The sequence below is a fragment of the Methanomassiliicoccales archaeon genome (assembly GCA_038850735.1).
Lineage (GTDB): Archaea > Thermoplasmatota > Thermoplasmata > Methanomassiliicoccales > JACIVX01 > JACIVX01.
In genome coordinates this window covers 137,944-156,802 of record JAWCLO010000003.1, presented here as the reverse complement: position 1 = coordinate 156,802, position 18,859 = coordinate 137,944, and the positions used below count along the sequence as shown (strand labels likewise).

Here is an 18,859-nt window from a genome sequence, read left to right as displayed (position 1 = left end):
GGTTTCGGTTATATCTTATTCCTTTTAGAGCTCATAGTTTCAGTTTCAATATCAAAAATTTCTGCGACGGTCCATTGTGGATAATTAATTTATTATTGCGACAAATTCAGATGCATGATGACCACAAAAGAATTGCCTGGCAATTTCATAATGAGGCATTAATCTTTGCTTTTAGAGTAATCAACGAAAATATCTTTAAAATCATTTCTTATACCAAGGCGAAGGTAGAGCATGATAAACGGCAAATTTTCAGAGATTGAACAGAAATGGCAGGAAAGATGGTACGACGTTGGAATCAATGAAGCTGAGCCGGACAACCGACCAAAATTCATGATCATTTTTGCATATCCGGGCGTGACTGGTTATCTCCATGTCGGACATCTGCGAGGATACACATATGTAGATGCCATCGCGAGATACATGCGAATGGTAGGTTACAACGTGCTTTTTCCAGTGGGTACGCACGCTACCGGGAATGGGGCAATAAGTCTCTCTAGGAAAATCAAGATGAGGGATAAGAATACGCTTGACTACATGATTGCTAATGGTTGCCCGCCTGAGATGATCGAAAAACTCGAGGATCCCATCAACGTTGTTCATTTTTTTAATGATGTCTATATCAATCAATATTGGAAGAGATTTGGCTTCCTTGCAGACTGGCGTAGATTTACGTGTACGATCTATCCCGACTATCAGAGATTTATCCAGTGGCAATTCAAGAAGCTCATGGAAAACGGACTGTTGATCAAAAAACCATACTATGCTCCGGCCTGCGTTGAATGCGGGCCAGTTGCAGTTGATCCATCCGAGACTGATCTGCAAAAGGGCGGGAGAGCTGAAGTTGTTGAATATACGCTCCTCAAATTCAGATGTGAAGACTACTACCTGGTTGCGGCGACATTGAGACCTGAAACAGTTTTTGGGCAGACGAATTTCTGGATTAACCCAGATGTTGAATACGTGAAAGTGAAAAAAGGCACCGAAATGTGGATCATAAGTGAGCCTTCTTATGAGAAGATGAGATATCAAAAGGAAGGTTTAGAGATTGTTGGAAAAATTAGGGGAAGAGATCTCGTAGGGAAAAAATGCATCGCCCCAATGATTCACCGCGAAATCCTAGTGCTCCCAGCAAGGTTTTGTGATCCAAAAGTCGGTACTGGTCTAGTCACAAGCGTTCCGTCAGATGCCCCGGATGACTGGATTGCACTTCGAGAATTACAGCAGAACCAATCAATGCTCAACGAATTTGGCCTTGATGCAGCTGAAGTGCTTAAGATAAAACCCATACCGATAATCAGCATCGAGGGTTGGGGACCGCTACCAGCTGTTGAAATCGTAGAGAAAATGGGCATAAAACAAAGTGGGGATCCCAAACTGGAAGAGGCCAAGAAAATAGTCTACCGCGATGGATTTCATAAAGGAAAGATGAACGACAACTGCGGACCGTATGCTGATATGACTGTGCAAAAGGCCAAAGAACTTATGCGAGATGAGATGATATCAAAGGGAGAAGCAGAGATTTTTTATGATTTATCAGAAGAGGTTATTTGCCGCTGCGGCAAACCCGTCGTCATTAAGCGCGTTCCAGATCAATGGTTCATTGATTATGGGAACGTGGAGCTTACAGAGAACAGCAAAAGACATGCAAAAACTATGCATATACTCCCCCCCGAATATTATTCTAATATCCAGAATGTCCTAGATTGGTTCCATGAAAGAGCTTGCGTAAGGCAAGGAAATTGGCTGGGAACCCGCTTTCCATTCGATGATAAGTGGATAATAGAGGCGATATCTGACTCGACTCTTTATCCGATCTATTATCTCGTCTCAAAGTACGTCAACTGTGGAGAATTAAAGTTGGAACAACTAACAGATGAATTCTTCGACTTTGTCTTCCTAGGTAAGGGAAAACTGGAAGATGTCTGCAATAGGACAAGAATCGATCCTACTCTTCTCGCGAAAATAAGAGAAGATGTGGAATACTGGTATCCCCTGGATATAAACCTGGGCGGAAAGGAGCACATGACTGTTCACTTTCCAGCATTTCTTATGAATCATGTTGGAATACTTGAGCAAAAATTTTGGCCTAGGGGAATTTTTGTTAATTGGTACATCACAGGGAAACTTGGAAAAATATCGAAATCGAAGGGAGGTGCTGAGCCGATTCCCGGCGCAGCGGAGAAGTTTGGCGTGGATACGATGAGGTTATACTACGCTCATATCGCTTCTCCCTTTGCAGATGTAGAGTGGGACGAAGAAGCATTGGAAAATTACAAGAGTAGAATCGAAAGAATTTTCAAAACTATCGATGAACTGAGGAATCTCAATGGAAAGGGAGAGCTTACCCACATCGATCAATGGATACTGTCGCGCCTGAACTCAAGAATAATCAAAATAAGAGAGAGTATGAAGGAGTACGATTTGCGATTGCTTGCAAATGAGGTCTACTTCGAAATGATGAACGATATTAGATGGTACCTGCGAAGAGGGGGGAACAACGCACGTATTTGCAGCAGAATCCTCGACGCTTGGATTAGGATGATGGCTCCGATCACCCCCCACATAGCTGAAGAGCTGTGGGAGAATCTTGGAAAACAGTGCTTTGCCTCAACTTCGAGTTTTCCGAGCGCAATCCGAGATGAACTCAGAGCTGAAGTTGAAGAGGCAGAAGAATATCTCAGATCTGTAATCGCTGATGTCAATGAAATACTCAATGTTACAGGCATAACGCCTAAGCATATTCACATCTACACATCACCTAGTTGGAAATACCATATTTTCATGAAAGCTCTCGAAATGGCTAAACAGAAAAAGCTGAGCATACCCGAACTCACGAAACTCGTCATGAAAGACGAAACAATAAGAGTCCACGGGAAAGAAGCAGCAGAATTTGCACGCAAGTTGGCAGAATCACTCCTCAAATATTCTGAAGACCAGCTAGAACGGATGGCACTAAGACTTGATGAAACTGAATTCCTGACAAAGTCAGAGCCTTTCCTTGAGAAGGAGTTGAATTGCAAGATATCAGTGCATTCGGCAGATGATCAAGATATTCCCGATCCTCAAAATAAGGCCCGATTAGCAATTCCGAGGAGGCCGGCCATATTTGTTGAGTGATGTTTAACGAGGTGATTATATACCAGTATTTTATCTCCTGATGGCTATTTGAATTAGCCATGAAATAAATTGATTCCTACTCAGTTTCAACTATTGAAGTTTATTTGATTGACTAATATCAACTTCCTAGGCAATTTTTTCAGAATCATATCACGAGAGAGAGTCCAGAAAAAGTCTCGGCCAGCTGAACTTTGAAGCTATGGTCTTTAGTATCAATAAGCGATATTTCCATCATAATATACCACATTATATAACTAATTGCAATAAGGAGCTGACAAATGAAGGTAGCGCTTGTTGGGGATTGAACAATAATAAATTTATGGGAAATCTGCATTCTCTCCCCATTCAAGGGGTTCGCAGGGAGGTCTTGAAATGTTTGCCAAGATAGCTGAGTTTATAATCCGCCACTATAAGGCAATCATTGTATCATGGATTCTGATCTTGATCATAGCCGTCCCGATAGCACCTATGGCCTTTGGGGTAGTAAAATACGAAGAGACTGAAATGGCTCCTGAGAATATAGAATCAATAATCGCTCAACAGTTCATAAACGAGCACTTCCCATCAGCAGGGAAAGAAGGCACTACGATCATAGTGCTCACGAACGAAAACGCTTTCAACGAAGAGATGAAAAGGACTGTTTTCAAAATTAAGAGTGATATCATCAATGAAACGCTTGAGGGAAGGATCGATGGCAACGTTCGCGTTGACACGCTCTATGATTCACTTACACTATATTCAACTGGTGTTTTGAAAAATGTCCATTCCTCATATTATGAATTGAAATATCTGGCCAATCTTACAGGTTATGCGATTTTTGGAATTCCCACAGGATTTAGAGAACTGTGGAAGACGTCAAATCAGACATCATCATTGATCTTCGGTATACCGGCTACACACCTTGCAATTTGGGTTCAAACCAGCTATCAGCATCCTGATTGGAATGTTACAGCAATCGACGACGCCGCATATATAAATGCAACTGGCATTATCATGTACACATTAGCATCCCAGGATCTCAATGACACTGAAAGAGCCTTCGCATTGGGTTGGTATTCAACATATGTTGAAGCGTGGAATGCCACGAGGGGAACTCCTATTGAATCAAACGGGCCATTGAGAGCTGACGTCGCGCTTGAGAGCTTCAGCTATTACCTAGAGATTATTCCGCTGCCCGCGGATTTCAAAACATTTTTCTCGATTATGTATGACAGTTTCACTCTCAATAACTGGAACAACTTCCACCTCTTCAATGTATTCACCAAAAATCTATTCCTAGGAGAAGCAGAATTGATTTCTGAATTACCATCAGACTACCAGGACTTATTTTTAGGCTACTTCGATACTTTTTACGCGCTCTGGAATTCGTCATCGTCGGAGCCTAATGATTTGGCGTTCGTTAACATGGTCGAGCAATCGGTGAATGTTCTGAGCGGAATGATTGGCGGCGATGAGGGGGAATTCATCAAGGAGGTTTACGCAAATGTGGGATGGAACGGATGGGACAACCAGTCCGTTATCTGTAACTTCGTTTCATCGGTATTAGCTGAGAAGAGCCATGTCAATTTCTGGCTAGTGGATGCGGTTGGAAACCTCCCACCAAACGCTTCATTATTTGAAATTCACCGTCTTGCTGCACATCTCGTGGAAAATTCGTCGATCACAGACTTTCCACTCCCAGTGATTCCGGCATTGCTTTCTTCATTCGTCAATGTACCAAAAAACGACACGATGATCGTGCTTCTCACTTACGAGAGTGCTGATTCAAATGGTTCACCTGGAAAGGAGTCAATCGGAGTGGTAAGGGAAATCGCGAGGTCTGCAAGCACTTCGGCTGTAGCGATATACGTAACAGGTTCCGATGCAATTTCCACAGATATGGAGAGCTCCATGTGGGAAGACATTAAGAAAATCGATCCAATAACCGTGATCCTTGTCTTCGTTTTGATAGGCTTGTTCTTTAGATCTTTTGTGGCCTCGTCGATTCCGCCCGCAATCATCGGTATAGCTCTTGGCGTAAGCCTAGCAGCCGTTTATGCCATTGGTTCTTACATATTGCCAGTTCATTACAGCGTCCCGACGCTCATGGTTACCTCAATGATGGGCGCTGGATGCGACTACTGTATATTCATTCTTTCCAGATATAGAGAAGAACGGCGAAATGGACTTTCCAAGGAAGAAAGCGTTAGGACTGCAGTCACATGGGCAGGCGAATCGATTGCAACAAGCGGCGCCACAGTGATCATCGGCTTTGGCGTCCTCTCGCTCGGTAGATTTGAGATGCTCAAGTCTATGGGTGTTGGCCTTGCACTAGGCATAACGATCGCGCTGCTCGCGGCGCTAACACTCCTTCCATCGATTCTCATGCTCCTGGGCGATAAGGTAATGTGGCCTTCGAGAATTGATGGTAGCGAAAGAAATTCTGAGAATGAAACAGGTAATGAGAAAAGAAAGCACAAGGTGGGATACTTCACTAAGAGCGCAAAGTTTGCGGTGAAACATGCAAAGGCAATAGTGCTTGTAGCTATCGTCGTTTCAATACCATCCGTCTATCTTGTCCTTACGTTAGACACAAGTTATGACTTCATCCAAGCGATGCCCGACAATGAAAGCAAAATCGGCATTAATATTCTCAGCGAGAGTTTTGGCGCAGGAAGAATGCTGCCGACCTACATAGCAATTGAAATGGAAGAGCCAGTCCTTATAAACAGCTCGATAAACAAAGATGCGATGGATGCTATAGAGAACATGTGCGAAAATCTCTCTAAGATGTCCAGCGTAGCGGACGTGGTGAGTCCGAGCCGTCCACTCGGAGAGGATCAACCAATCAATTATGCAAATCTTTCTGTCTATCCACCAGATGAAGCGGCGCAATACCTCTCACTCATAAGAAACATGATCAGTGAGAACAACTCGAATGTCGTTTTGATCACTTTATCCTTCAAAGAGGATCCGTTTGCAAAGGAGTCAATCGATAGCATCAACGAGATAAGAGCGTTCACAAGAGAATACACAGCAACCAACGATAACATCCGTGCTATTTATGTTGCTGGATCAACTGCCATTATGTACGACATTTCAACACTCGTGTGGAACGACTTCAAAATGATGGAAGTTGTTGCGATCATAGGTATCTATATCGTCCTCATGATCGTCCTCGGTTCGATTATCAGTCCATTGCGTTCGATTATTACAATACTCCTAAGCATATCTTGGACAATAGCTGCCACTATGCTGCTTTTCAACTTCCTCCAGGGTGTTCCAATCCTGTGGCTGATGCCGATGGTGCTCACTGTAGTATGCCTTGGTCTCGGCATGGATTATGATATATTCATAACCACGAGGATAAGAGAGGAGGCGCAGAAAGGAAAGGAGGATACGGAGGCCATCGTCCACGCCATGGAAAGAACTGGAGGTATAATTACAGCCTGCGGAATCATCATGGCCGGCGCCTTTGGTACAATGCTTCTCTCGCAAGGCTCTTTGCTCCGGGAATTTGGCTTTGCCCTCGCATTTGCCATTCTGGTGGATTCCACAATTGTACGGATATATCTAGTGCCCGCCGTTATGTCACTTCTTGGAAAATGGAATTGGTATGCACCAGGAAACTTGCAACGAGTGAGGCGAGAAGAGAAGTATAAGAAGAAATGATGTTCCTTCAACAGCATAATCCAGTAGCATGAAGATTGAAGGAAGAAGTTTTCTTTTCTTTTTAATTTTTTTTAAGTTTTTTAATCCTGCTATCCCTTATGCTCGTATTCGCCTGAACGCCAGCGCGTATACAGATCATGCGGCTGACCTAATTGATCCAGAATCTTTCCAACTACGAAGTCTACTAAATCCTTGACTGTAGCTGGTTTGTTGTAGAACCCTGGACTCGCTGGCAATAAGATAGCACCTAACCTGCACAGCTTCAGCTCATTTTCCAACATTATAGCATTTACAGGTGTTTCCCTTGGGACGAGAATCAGTTTCCTCCTCTCCTTCAATGCGACTGAGGCCACCCTTGTGATCAGTGAGTCAGCGATTCCTGCTGCTATCTTCGCAACAGTTCCCTCCGAGCACGGAACAATGACCATCGCATCAAAACAGTGGCTACCAGAGGAAATTGGTGCAAAAAGATCGTCGTTTCTGAACACGACATCCGCCATCTCCTCGATCTTATACGGATCTATGCCAAGTTCCTCTCTTGCTATATCTTTTGCCGTTTCTGACAATACGAGTATTTTTTCGCCCTTAAGAACTTCTAAAAATCTCACGCCGTAGATCACGCCCGAAGCGCCCGTTATCCCAATTACACATTTCACGTTACGAAATTAATAGTCGCATTATTTTAATATTACAAATTAGGAAAGTCATATCTGCACCGTGAAGTTTCTTGTAGAAAAGATAAAGATGCATGGTAATCTCATTACCACGAGAAGCCACATTTCTACGTTCTGCAAAACGCTTTTATATGGGCAGACTATTAATGCCGCAGCGTCATCATTGGATTGGTAGAATTTAGGATATTCCTGAGGTTGGATACGATGGTTACTGTCTTTGATGTCCCTGCTGAGAGACTGATCGAAAGAACGGCAAAACTGCTGAAGACGTATGAGACGATAAAACCACCCGAGTGGGCGGATTATGTACGAACAGGTAGGCACACGGAAAAATCACCTGTTCAAGGAGACTGGTGGTACACTAGGGCTGCGTCTGTTCTGAGGAAAATCTACATAATGGGTCCCATAGGCACTTCAAGACTCGCTGCGGAATATGGAGGATACGCAGATCGTGGGTCTAAGCCTAATAGGGCTGTAAAAGGTAGTGGATCCATCACCAGAAAATGCCTCATGCAATTAGAGGCATCTGGATTGGTCATAAAAGACAAGAGGAAGGGCAGGATCGTCACGCCGAAAGGGCGCTCGATCCTCGATAATCTTGCGAAAGAGATATACGAGGAAATGAATAAGAAAGAAATGGGTTGAGGATGTGATCATATGGAAGACGCTGAACTCGAAGAGCTGAGGCGTAGGAAGCTTGCTGAGCTTCAGCGGCAGAGAGAACAGCAAATGCTCGCCGAAGAACAAGCGAAACAGATTGAGGCGGAGCGTCAAGCCCTCCTAAGGCAGATCCTCACTCCTGAAGCAAGAGAGAGATTAGCGACCGTACGAATGGCTTATCCTGATATTGCCAGACTTGTTGAAGATCAACTCATTTTGCTGGTGCAATCTGGCAGACTTGATAGACAAATCGATGATGCAACGCTTAAGCAGATTTTGAGGCGCGTTGCGCCAAAAAGAAGGGAGATTACGATCGAGAGGAAGTGAAGTTATGACTCGCAACAAACCGCTTGGAATGAAAATCCGCCTCATGAAGGCAACAAAGCAAAATCGGAGGGTTCCAGCTTGGGTTATGATAAGAACGAACAGAACTTTCCTTCGCCATCCTAAGCGCAGAAACTGGCGGACCCATAGGCTAAAGGAGTAGTGTTAATATGGATCAGGAAGAACTCATACTTAACATTCCTTTGAGACTCACTAAGAGAGTACCAAGGACTCAAAGGGCGGAACGTGCAGTAAAGGAAATACGCCAATATGTAGTTAGGCATCTCAAAGCTACGGAGGAAAATATCTGGATCGACAACCGATTGAATGAGGTTATCTGGAGCAGGGGAATTAAGAAGCCACCATATCGATTGAAAGTCAAGGCCGTAAAATTTGAAGATGGTCTGGTCGAACTCTCCCTCCCAGAGGACTGATCAATCGGTGCATTTGCAATGATGAAACTCTCCAGTTACAACGGAAACCCCTATGTTGGAGTTTACTGCGTTGCGAATGAATTCTTTTCTCTCATACCCTTCGATTCCTCTAAGACTCTTGAGCGAGACATCGAGGAGGCCCTTGGTGTCGAAGTAGAACGCTGTTCAATTGCTGGTGCAAATATCCTTGGATCACTTGTGGCTATGAACTCTTATGGTGCAGTGGTCACCAACATGGCATCCCTTAATGAAATCAAAGCGATATCCAGACGCATCCCTGTTTACAGAATCGAAGACAAACTTAATGCTAGTGGGAATAACATCCTTGTGAACGACAATGGCGCAGTGGTACACCCCGATATAAACAGGAGAATTGTAAAAAAAATTGAAAAAGTGTTGCAGGTGGAAGCGGTTCAGTGTTCCATCGCGGGACACAAGACCGTAGGGTCGGTTTGCGTTGCAACGAATAGAGGAGTCCTTGCCCATCCCAATGCAGGAAAGGAAGAACTCGAAGTAATCAGTTCTCATCTTAAAGTACCCGCTTCAATCGGTACGCTCAACTACGGAACTCCCATCGTCAGGGCGTGCCTCGTTGCAAATTCTAAGGGTGCAGCCGTGGGGTTCAAGAGCACCCCAATCGAACTAGGGAGAGTCGAAGATGCCCTCGGCTTAATCTAAAACCGTTAGAATTCAATAAATCATTCGAACGAAAATTGAATTATAAAAAGAGGTTCTTTATTTTAGATCAAATAATATAAGATGCTTAAAATAAAATAAGCATCATGCTGAAAAGACCCAATATTCTCTTTCTTTCGGAAGGTCTTCCTTTGCGAATTCTACTTCATTTCCAACTCTACGTATTTTTTCTTCCGGGATGCCTGAAAGAAAAACCTCTACGGGCTGAATCGATAAGGCGAGACCAGGTACTTTGAAATGCATAGGGATTACCACTCTTGGATCAAGATCTTCGACAACCCTTTTCGCATGTTCAATCTCAATAGTTGGAATTCCTCCAACGGGCAGGAATAAAATATCGATAGGTTTCAGCAACCCTATTTGTCCAGATTCGAGTCTATGGCCAAGATCGCCGCAATGGCAAAAGATCAAACTACCCAACTCAAACCTGAACACGATGTTCTTTCCCCTCTTCATACCCTTACAGTCATCATGCGCCGTGTTAACCCCAAGAATCAAGACGTTCTTAATCGCTCGTTCACCTGGTTCCTTCACAACCGCAAAATCACCTTTGACGGTTTTCACAGCATTATGATCAAAATGATCGTGGCTCACCAAGACTATATCAGCTCTTGCTCGAGGAGGCTTGATTCCGAGTGATTTTCCATCGTGCGGGTCTGTTACAATCGCTGTATGATCCCTTATCTCAAAACATGCATGACCGTGCCATATAATTCTCATTCTCACACCTCACGATGTCTTCATTCCTTTTGTTCCAGATATTTCAAATTCTACGCCACAGCATGGGCAGACCTCATCATCCTCCGAGACCACCTCATGACAAACCGGACATATTATTATATCCGTTTCGTCTTTTTCCATATATGGCTGGATTCCCATCGTCTTCGTGCCCTCATGTTCAAATTTTCTAGAACAAACGATATAAATAGCCACTACGCAACCAATTGCAGCGATTGCTGAGCCTGCAATTGAGAGGCTCCAACCAATTATCCATCCAAGAGATGCAGAGGCTTCTACCAATATTGCTGTTGTATAAATTGAAAAGCCAAAAATAATAAAAGATATGGACAAGTGGCCCCTTCTGTGCCCGAAAATCCGACAGAATCCTCCGTCAGCGGGCTTTGCCGATTTCTCAACGAGTTCCTCCTCAACCCGTTGACTTGTAAGTTCGTATTCCCTAGAAACGTCTTTATGAGATGATGGCTCCATGGGAGCTATGGTAGCTGCTTCATGCTCCTGCTGCCCCTCTTTTGGCTCAGTATCGGTCATCGTTTCGAAGAATTCCTCGATACCGGATTCGACATTTTGTATAACGTCGGTGATTTCAGATATGTCGATTGCCCCGCTTCTCGTGATTTCTTGCTCTTTTGTATCATGAATGACTGGTTGTTCACCTGCCTCCGGTTTCGGTTGTGCAGTTATCTGTTGCACTTCCGTGACGGATTGCATTTCCGCAGCAGCAACATTGTTTTCGACTGGTTCGGCTGTGATTTCACTAGTAATCGGAGAAGCATCTCGTATCACATCAGTAGGCTCCAGCACGTCATTTTCGACTCTCTTGCTCACTAGCTGGATGCGTTCCTTGTTTCTTACTAACGTTGCTTCCACGATCTTTGATTCTTCTCTAGATATTCTTTCGGATGATTTTTCGGAGGCTAAGCGCTCGAGTTCAATCAATTCCTCAGCCCACTCATCACTCACGTCATTAAACTCCCAGCCACAAAAATCGCATTCTGAAGCGTAGATTTTATTACGCAAGCCGCATCGAGGACATTCTTTGTAACTTTTTTTATTCTCCATTCTTTATTTGCATTAGGATCGTCGCTTATAATTTTTTTTACCCTTATTTGATTGGCTATCGCGTAATAAAACAGCATAATGAAACCGCATAAGTAAGACTAATTGAATGATAACAAGGGAAATCAAATTACATACCGGTATCAGTGCACTATTCATAAGGCGTTGTCGAGCCTTTATGAGCATCGAGAACATTTCTTGCGAGTTACGCTTGGAATAAAAAAATACAAATATATTGAAACTGGATGAGTTCACTGCATGAAGGTCATGGTCCTTTGCGTAGACCGCGACGACGACTTCGGAATAAAGACAGGACTAAATAGTCCCTTTATCGGAAGGGAAGAAAATCTCAACGCCGCTCTCGCACTTGGATTGAAAGATCCAGAGGATTCGGATACGAACACTCTTCTTGCAGCTATCGGCATGTACGACGAGATGGTGAAATCCGGGATCGATGCAGAAATTGCGACAATTTGTGGCGATGCCAAGGTAGGATACCAGTCAGACCTCGTTCTTGCCACCCAGCTGGAAAACGTCTTGGAAATGGTTAAACCTGATAGGGTTGTCTTGGTGAGCGATGGGGCAGAGGACGAGTACATTTATCCAATGATCTCTTCGAGAGTGAAAATTGATTCTGTGAGAAGGGTTTTTGTAAAACAAGCACCAACCGTTGAGGGTACTTACTACATTTTAACGAAAATGCTTCAGGATGACAAGATAAGGAGGAGAATGATTACTCCCGTTGGTCTTGTACTCGCCGTGTTTGGACTTTTTTCTTTAGTTCCAAAGATTTTCCAGCTCATGAGTAATTGGGATATGGGCATCGTATCGGGAATGGCTGCGGGTACGATCGCAGTGGTTCTTGGTATTTATTTGATTCTATATGCATATAGAAGTGGTGAAAGACTTAAAGAATTCTCAAAGAGAGCCTCAGCAGCTATAAGATCAGGTAGCCAAATGATTCCATTTGCAATTCTTTCAATTGCCCTCATTTTTCTCGGACTTGTATATGGTTTTGATGCAGCCCGTGCAAATGCGGAAGCGGGCGCCCTTGTTCAGGCACTCTTGTTTGTAAATGGAACAATCTGGGTATGGATATTTGCAGCGCTTTCCTACGAAACAGGACGCTTCGTCAATCACTTCCTTTCAGAAGGGAAAATATACTCTACTTATCTCGTTGTTTCCATTACAATATTCGCAATTGGTTTTATAATCCAAGGGGCAATCGATGCCGCGCAGTTTTTCCTAGGTTATCGAAATTATGAGGAATCCGTCATCGTAATGGAGGTCATTTGTGGATTTTTACTAGCGGTATTTGGTGGCCTTCTGAACACCGTTATGAGGGGAAGATCAGCAAAGAAGATCGCCGAAAAAATTGAGAACGGGGAACCAATGGATTAGGTGGTGGATTGGATTATCGCGAGTGGGAGCCCCTTTACTTCCAAATCCTCGAAGAATTCAATTTTTCTCGTTCAGATGATGAAATGGCTGCTCACATTCTCAATACGCTTGTCAAGAACAAAAGAATCTGCGAGCCTGATTGTCTTAAGGAAGTGATCCAGTGCAGGGCAACCATATACGGATACGGCCCCAACCTAGAAAGGGATATTGAAATCGTGAAACCTGCAGGAACGATTATTTCTGCCGATGGTGCCACTACAGTCCTTTTGAAGAATGGAATCGTACCAGATGTAATCGTTACAGATCTTGATGGCGATGTTCTTGCACAGATTAGAGCCAATAGCGAAGGCTCAATTGCTGTAATCCATGCTCATGGCGACAATATCCAAAGGATTTGCGATGCACTCCCATTCTTCGAGGGACGAATAACACCGACAACCCAGTCGAAACCATTCGATCGGATTTACAATTTTGGGGGCTTTACAGACGGTGATCGGGCGGTGATGTTAGCTAGACATTTTGGAGCAAAGCGCATTTTCCTGGTTGGCTTCGACTTTGAGTTGGTTAGAGAGCAGGCGGGAAAAGATTCTGAGATCAAAGCGAGAAAGTTGAGGTGGGCACGGCGTTTGATATTTGATTTTAACCCTCCCTATGTTCAGCTGTTGACTCCTTGATCCAATCCAAGTATGGTTTATGCCCCTCTGCGATTTCGTATCGTACAATACACGGTAGCTCGTACGGGTGTGATTTTAAAATGAAATCTTTGAGTCTATTGAAATCCTGCGATCGTATTTTTATCAATAAAATGAATTCGGTCGCTTCCTCGATTTGGTTCTTCCACCAATACATGGATTCAACGGGATAAATGTTCACGCATGCTGCAAGTTTTTTCTCAATAACATTTCTCGCAATTTTCTTTGCGGATTCGCGATCTGGTACTGTGATGAGAACGGTTGAGAACTCACGTTCAACTGTCATTATAGTAAGATATGTAATTTTGAGTTTCATTAGTTTAGCGATTCAAGTATCCTGTGCCACTCAATCAAACAATTTTGGCTAATGAGATATTGAAATGAATCAAAGAAATGATTTCAATGAAAATTCTCGATAAGAATTCTTTAGCAACCACATTCTACTCTTATGGAAAACAAGCTTACATCATGTTCTAGATTTAATTAAGATCAATGAATTAAAAATACAACTCAAGTTATTTTGCCAAATAGCTACAAACTCTCTAAAATGAAATGACTATCTTGAACTTATTTAACTGATTTTTTCAAGTATTATAGAATTTTTGTAATTAGACATTAGAATCAGACTGGCATGAAAAAACAGTTTCAAAATCTATTTATAGCTTCAAGGCTTTATTAGATACCCAGTCCCCTAAATTGGATTATCTTTTTGGGGGGATAAGGAGGAAGTCAGAAATGGAAGGCAAAGGCGAAGAACTTCCCAAAGAGGGGGCACCCAAAGGCTCGATGACAAAGATCATCGCAGCTATCATTGTACTTATTATCGTTGTCGCAGCCATAGCGGGTGCAGTTCTTCTCATGGGAGGTAAAGTCGTTGAAAACGAGAGTCCTACGGTCAGTGCTGAAGCGGACGTGACAACAATCATTGCAGGTGAATCAGTAACATTTGATGCTTCAGAGAGCGCAGATCCAGACGGAGAAATCGTTGAATACATTTGGAATTTTGGTGATGGAAGCACGGATAACGTCGCTGGTGCAGTTGTTACCCACACATACCCATTCCCTGGAAAGTATCTGGTCACAATTACGGTTGTTGATAACAAGGGCGCAAGAACAACCAACTGGAACGCACCGATTAGAATTGAGGTCCTGCCTCCAGCAATCGAGGAGCCCGATAATGCAACTCAACCTTATGCAGTGGTAGCGACTAGTGGTGATGTGATAGAGTCAGATACAAAGGTTGAGTTCGATGCAAGTTCCTCTGCTGCATACAGTGTGGAATACGATGAAGAGTCCGAGGAATGGCTACCGATCCTCGATAGTTCTTTTGTTGCTAGCGTTATCTGGAACTTTGGGGACGGGAAAGTTCTATGCGGCAACTTTGGCGATCTGACAGCGGTGAATCACACTTATGTCGGAAACGGAAGTGTTTATGCATCGTGGCTGGCTATTACAAGCGTGCATGGTGCTATTCAGCTCTATTATAACACAATAATCGTGCTACCTGAGGAAGTTGTCGTGCCCGTTGCTATAAAGAACCCAAATACATATATAGTAGCAACAATCGGAGAGCCAGAGTCCCTTGATCCAGCATATGACTACGAAAGTGCAGGTGGAGAAATCCTTCAGAACGTTTATGAAACTCTTGTCTGGTACGACGGTGAATATGCTGACAGACTCGTGCCAATGTTGGCAACGAATGTTCCAACCATCGAGAATGGTGGTGTATCCCCAGATGGCTTGAATTACACATTCCACATCCGGCAGGGTGTGAAGTTCCACGACGGCACAACCATGGACGCTTATGACGTGGAATACTCATTAGAACGTGTACTCATAATGAATGATGATTCTGGACCAGCATGGATGATGGGGCAAGTGATGGTGCCAAACTACGGAATAGGACCGCTCGATCTTAATGACATTGATGCCTCAGTAGAGGTCATTGATGATTACACAGTGGTGATACACCTCCAGTACCCGTATCCGGCATTCATACAAGTACTGGCATATACTGTGGCATCGATCGTTTCGATGGATTATGTTGAGGCTCACGGCGGTGTCGAAGTCAACACTCGCAGTGATTGGATGGATGAAAACGAGTGCGGAACGGGGCCGTTCAAACTCAAGGAATGGAACCCATATCAATACATCATGCTGGAACGTTTCGATGATTATTGGAGGGGGGCCGCAAAACTCAAGTACGTGATTATAAAGAAAGTCGAGGACGTTGGAACAAGAGAGATGATGTTGTTCTCTGGCGATGCAGATTCAGTATACATCCCAAGACAGCACAAGACTGATGTTGAGGGAAAACCAAATCTCCGTATTGTGCAGGGCAAGCCTACGTTCAACATAGATTTCATTGGTTTCAACCAGAAGATCAATCCCGGTCCAAACGAGATCGGAAATGTGTCTAGCACTTTCTTTGCAGATGTCAATGTGAGAAAGGCTTTCGTACATGCTTTCAATTATAACAAATTCATCAGCGATGTACTTCTTGGCACAGGTATTCAGCCAAGAGGCGTGATTCCAAAAGGAATGTTCGGATATAACGAATCAGTTCCACTGTTCGAATACAACTTGTCAAAAGCTGCAGAATACCTCAAACGAGCTATCAATCCCGCGACGGGACACTCTTGGGCTGAAGACGGATTCGAAATATGGCTGTACTACAACGCGGGTAATGCCGTGAGAGAAGCGGCATGCGAAATGTTCAAGCATGGACTCCAGACACTCTCAACTGAGCATCTTGTTAATGGCACGATCATCGTAAACGTGCAGGCGCTTGATTGGTCTGGAGCATATCTGCCAGCCGTTAAAGGGAGGCAGTTGCCTGTGTTCTTCCTCGGATGGGCGCCCGATTATGCTGATCCAGACGATTACACGTACCCATTCTACCATGAGAATGGAACATACGCTAACAGAATCAGCCTCAAGAATCACACGCTTACGCTGATGGTAGAAGAGGCAGCGAGAGAGCTTAATACTACAAGGAGAGCACAGCTCTACTACGAAATTGAAATGGCCGTTTACGAGAATGCGTACTTTGCATGGCTTGCTCAGGCAACGAACTTCCACGTCGAGCGCGACTGGACCAAGGGATACATATACAACCCGATGTTCTCAGGAATGTACTACTATCCGATATACAAAGGATACACTTGAAATGAATTAAACGCCAACAAACTTTTTTTTTATTTTGATTCTTTTGATTCTTCAAAATTACTTTTTGCTAATATTGGAAAGGCATAGTGTACTTCGGTTGAAACAATTACACATTAAATTATGCACTGGCCTCATAATCTCCTCATTTCTAGAAATCTAGGATTGATTTAGAATTCGATTCTCGAAAACGCTTTATAGCAAAATCCTATTTCATGAAACAAAGGTGACACTTACTTGAAACTGGGAGCCTATATAATAAGGAGGCTTCTACTGCTTATTCCAGTACTTCTCGGTGTTTCAGTTTTTATCTTCACACTCACCAGAGTTGGAGGTGATCCAGCAGCAGCTTACATACATGAGAAAATGACTGACGACCAAATTGCAAGGATTTACGAGAAATTTCATTTGAATGATCCTATATATGTTCAATACTGGTATTGGCTGGACGGGATATTGCATGGGGATTGGGGTTACTCAAAGACAGCGAGGGCGCCAGTAACAACTGCAATAGCGAGATACCTGCCAGCTACATTTGAATTGACTCTTATCAGTATCATCATAGCTGTCAGCGTTGGAATTGGCCTTGGCACTATATCCGCCGTGAGGCGAAATAAACCAGTAGATCATGCAACTCGCATTATGGCCTTGTCAGGAGTGTCGCTTCCGATATTTTGGCTTGGTTTAATGCTCCAGCTTGTTTTTTACAGCAGGCTTAGATGGTTCCCAGCTGGCGGGAGATACGATGAGTTACTGTATCTATCTCAAGGATCGATCACCAAGTATACGGGATTTTGGACTTTGGATACATTATTGAACGGAAATCTCACCTTATTTGCTGATGCTTTGTGGCATCTTATTCTTCCTGCAATAACATTATCATTTGGTACAATTGCCATTATCACTAGAATTATGAGATCGAGCATGCTAGAGGTTCTTGGCCAGGAATATGTAAAGACGGCAAGATCAAAAGGACTGCCTGAAAAAGTTGTCATAAAGAAGCATGCAAGAAAAAACGCGCTCATACCGACAACGACCGTCGTTGGTCTGTCATTCGGTGGTCTTCTCGGTGGAGCCGTTCTCACAGAAACAATTTTTCAATGGCCTGGAATGGGGCAATGGTCGACCCGAGCCATTATAACTAATGATTGGGCATCGATACTTGGATTTGTATTAGTTACTGCAATTATATATGTAATCGCGAATTTGGTCGTCGATATACTTTATGCGTTCTTGGATCCAAGAGTCAGACTGGGGTGAGATAATCGAAGAATCTGGTGAAAAAAAGACAAAAAAACCGTACGTATCGCGATATGATTATCTGAGAAAAACATTGGCTCCGAGGATCAGAGAATTCCGATATTCGCTTTTTCTCATGAGAAAAAGTCTGTTGGCAATCGTCGGTCTGGTGCTTGTACTCACAATAGTCATTATAGCAGTCATGGCTCCCGTTCTTGCCCCAATGAAGCCTGGTCAAAAAAACCCCATGGAAATTCCAAAAGATTTCTCACCTCCCAAGCCTCCAGGCGCGGAAGGTTATATTATGGGCACAGGAAAACTAGGAGCGGACATTTACTACGGCGTTGTTTGGGGAGCTAGGACATCAATTTACATCTCACTGTATGTGGTATTAGTGGCATCAATCATCGGAATAGTTCTTGGTGCCGTATCTGGCTATTTTGGTGGCTGGATCGATGAACTGATTATGAGAATCACCGATATTTTCCTCTCAATCCCTGGCTTGATTCTTGCCATGGCCATCGCCGCTGTACTTAGCAGAAACATCGAGAACACTATGCTCGCTTTAATCATCGTATGGTGGCCACCGTATGCGCGATTGATACGAGGTCAGGTGCTATCTATCAAAGAAAGCACATACGTTGAAGCTGCTCGGGCCGTTGGTGCAAAGAGAAGCAGGGTGCTATTTAGGCATGTAGTTCCGAATTCACTTGCGCCTATGCTCGTTTCGGCTACCATGGATCTTGGCGTTGTTGTCCTAGTCGCCGCAGGTCTCAGTTATATTGGTTTTGGGCCGCCAACTGGATATGCAGAATGGGGAAAAATGGTTTCTGACGGTCAGGAATATTTCCTCGGTGAAATACCGTATCCGTATCCAGATGGACCGAAATACAATCCATGGTGGATGGTCACCTTCCCCGGTCTCATGATATTCATATTCGTTCTCGGATTCAATCTTCTCGGCGATGGTTTGAGAGACATACTCGATCCACGTCTCAGGAGATGACTT

General features: G+C 43.7%; 16 protein-coding genes. 12 read left to right on the top strand and 4 right to left on the bottom strand.

What is annotated here, in order from left to right:
* Positions 1–231: 231 nt before the first annotated feature.
* Together leuS and QW087_03335 are read left to right on the top strand one after the other, a co-directional pair.
* Positions 232–3,117 carry a leucine--tRNA ligase gene (leuS, locus tag QW087_03340; protein MEM2943756.1) on the top strand — a complete coding sequence of 962 codons (2,886 nt, stop codon included), beginning with the start codon at positions 232–234 and terminating at the stop codon, positions 3,115–3,117.
* Between the two features lie 372 nt (positions 3,118–3,489).
* Positions 3,490–6,768, top strand: a complete 3,279-nt coding sequence (locus tag QW087_03335; protein MEM2943755.1) for an MMPL family transporter — start codon at positions 3,490–3,492, stop codon at positions 6,766–6,768.
* 89 nt (positions 6,769–6,857) lie between these two features.
* Here the strand turns inward: QW087_03335 and QW087_03330 are convergent, their stop codons facing one another.
* The gene (locus QW087_03330) at positions 6,858–7,424 is read right to left on the bottom strand and encodes a UbiX family flavin prenyltransferase (protein MEM2943754.1); all 567 of its coding nucleotides are present in this window, start codon (positions 7,422–7,424) and stop codon (positions 6,858–6,860) included.
* 222 nt (positions 7,425–7,646) lie between these two features.
* Here QW087_03330 and QW087_03325 point away from each other — a divergent pair, with 222 nt between their 5' ends.
* From QW087_03325 to QW087_03305, 5 genes are read left to right on the top strand one after another with little or no spacing between them, the layout of a single operon-like run.
* Complete coding sequence (locus tag QW087_03325) at positions 7,647–8,087, top strand: 30S ribosomal protein S19e (protein ID MEM2943753.1); 441 nt, start codon at positions 7,647–7,649, stop codon at positions 8,085–8,087.
* Between the two features lie 12 nt (positions 8,088–8,099).
* Complete coding sequence (locus QW087_03320; protein MEM2943752.1) at positions 8,100–8,429, top strand: DNA-binding protein; 330 nt, start codon at positions 8,100–8,102, stop codon at positions 8,427–8,429.
* 4 nt (positions 8,430–8,433) lie between these two features.
* A complete protein-coding gene (locus QW087_03315; GenBank protein ID MEM2943751.1) occupies positions 8,434–8,589 on the top strand; it encodes a 50S ribosomal protein L39e in 156 nt (51 codons plus the stop codon).
* A 7-nt stretch (positions 8,590–8,596) separates the two neighbouring features.
* On the top strand, positions 8,597–8,860 hold the full coding sequence (locus QW087_03310) for a 50S ribosomal protein L31e (GenBank protein ID MEM2943750.1): 264 nt from the start codon (positions 8,597–8,599) through the stop codon (positions 8,858–8,860).
* Positions 8,861–8,878: 18 nt separating this feature from the next.
* Entirely contained in the window at positions 8,879–9,538 is a 660-nt protein-coding gene (locus QW087_03305) for a translation initiation factor IF-6 (GenBank protein ID MEM2943749.1), read from the top strand.
* Between the two features lie 102 nt (positions 9,539–9,640).
* Here the strand turns inward: QW087_03305 and QW087_03300 are convergent, their stop codons facing one another.
* A complete protein-coding gene (locus QW087_03300; protein ID MEM2943748.1) occupies positions 9,641–10,276 on the bottom strand; it encodes an MBL fold metallo-hydrolase in 636 nt (211 codons plus the stop codon).
* Positions 10,277–10,285: 9 nt separating this feature from the next.
* Positions 10,286–11,356, bottom strand: a complete 1,071-nt coding sequence (locus QW087_03295; GenBank protein MEM2943747.1) for a hypothetical protein — start codon at positions 11,354–11,356, stop codon at positions 10,286–10,288.
* A 255-nt stretch (positions 11,357–11,611) separates the two neighbouring features.
* Here QW087_03295 and QW087_03290 point away from each other — a divergent pair, with 255 nt between their 5' ends.
* Positions 11,612–12,754 carry a DUF373 family protein gene (locus QW087_03290; GenBank protein ID MEM2943746.1) on the top strand — a complete coding sequence of 381 codons (1,143 nt, stop codon included), beginning with the start codon at positions 11,612–11,614 and terminating at the stop codon, positions 12,752–12,754.
* An 8-nt stretch (positions 12,755–12,762) separates the two neighbouring features.
* The gene (locus QW087_03285; protein ID MEM2943745.1) at positions 12,763–13,428 is read left to right on the top strand and encodes a 6-hydroxymethylpterin diphosphokinase MptE-like protein; all 666 of its coding nucleotides are present in this window, start codon (positions 12,763–12,765) and stop codon (positions 13,426–13,428) included.
* Here the strand turns inward: QW087_03285 and cutA are convergent.
* A complete protein-coding gene (gene cutA, locus QW087_03280; GenBank protein ID MEM2943744.1) occupies positions 13,394–13,732 on the bottom strand; it encodes a divalent-cation tolerance protein CutA in 339 nt (112 codons plus the stop codon). The two genes, QW087_03285 and cutA, sit on opposite strands and share 35 nt — an antisense overlap.
* 449 nt (positions 13,733–14,181) lie before the next feature.
* Between cutA and QW087_03275 the strand changes: the two genes are divergently transcribed.
* The 3 genes from QW087_03275 (at position 14,182) to QW087_03265 (ending at position 18,856) form a co-directional block, all read left to right on the top strand.
* A complete protein-coding gene (locus QW087_03275) occupies positions 14,182–16,614 on the top strand; it encodes an ABC transporter substrate-binding protein (GenBank protein ID MEM2943743.1) in 2,433 nt (810 codons plus the stop codon).
* A gap of 234 nt (positions 16,615–16,848) precedes the next feature.
* A complete protein-coding gene (locus tag QW087_03270; protein ID MEM2943742.1) occupies positions 16,849–17,871 on the top strand; it encodes an ABC transporter permease in 1,023 nt (340 codons plus the stop codon).
* Positions 17,837–18,856: an ABC transporter permease gene (locus QW087_03265; protein ID MEM2943741.1), complete on the top strand. Its 1,020-nt coding sequence runs from the start codon at positions 17,837–17,839 to the stop codon at positions 18,854–18,856. The genes QW087_03270 and QW087_03265 overlap by 35 nt, the downstream gene beginning before the upstream one ends.
* Positions 18,857–18,859 lie beyond the last annotated feature (3 nt).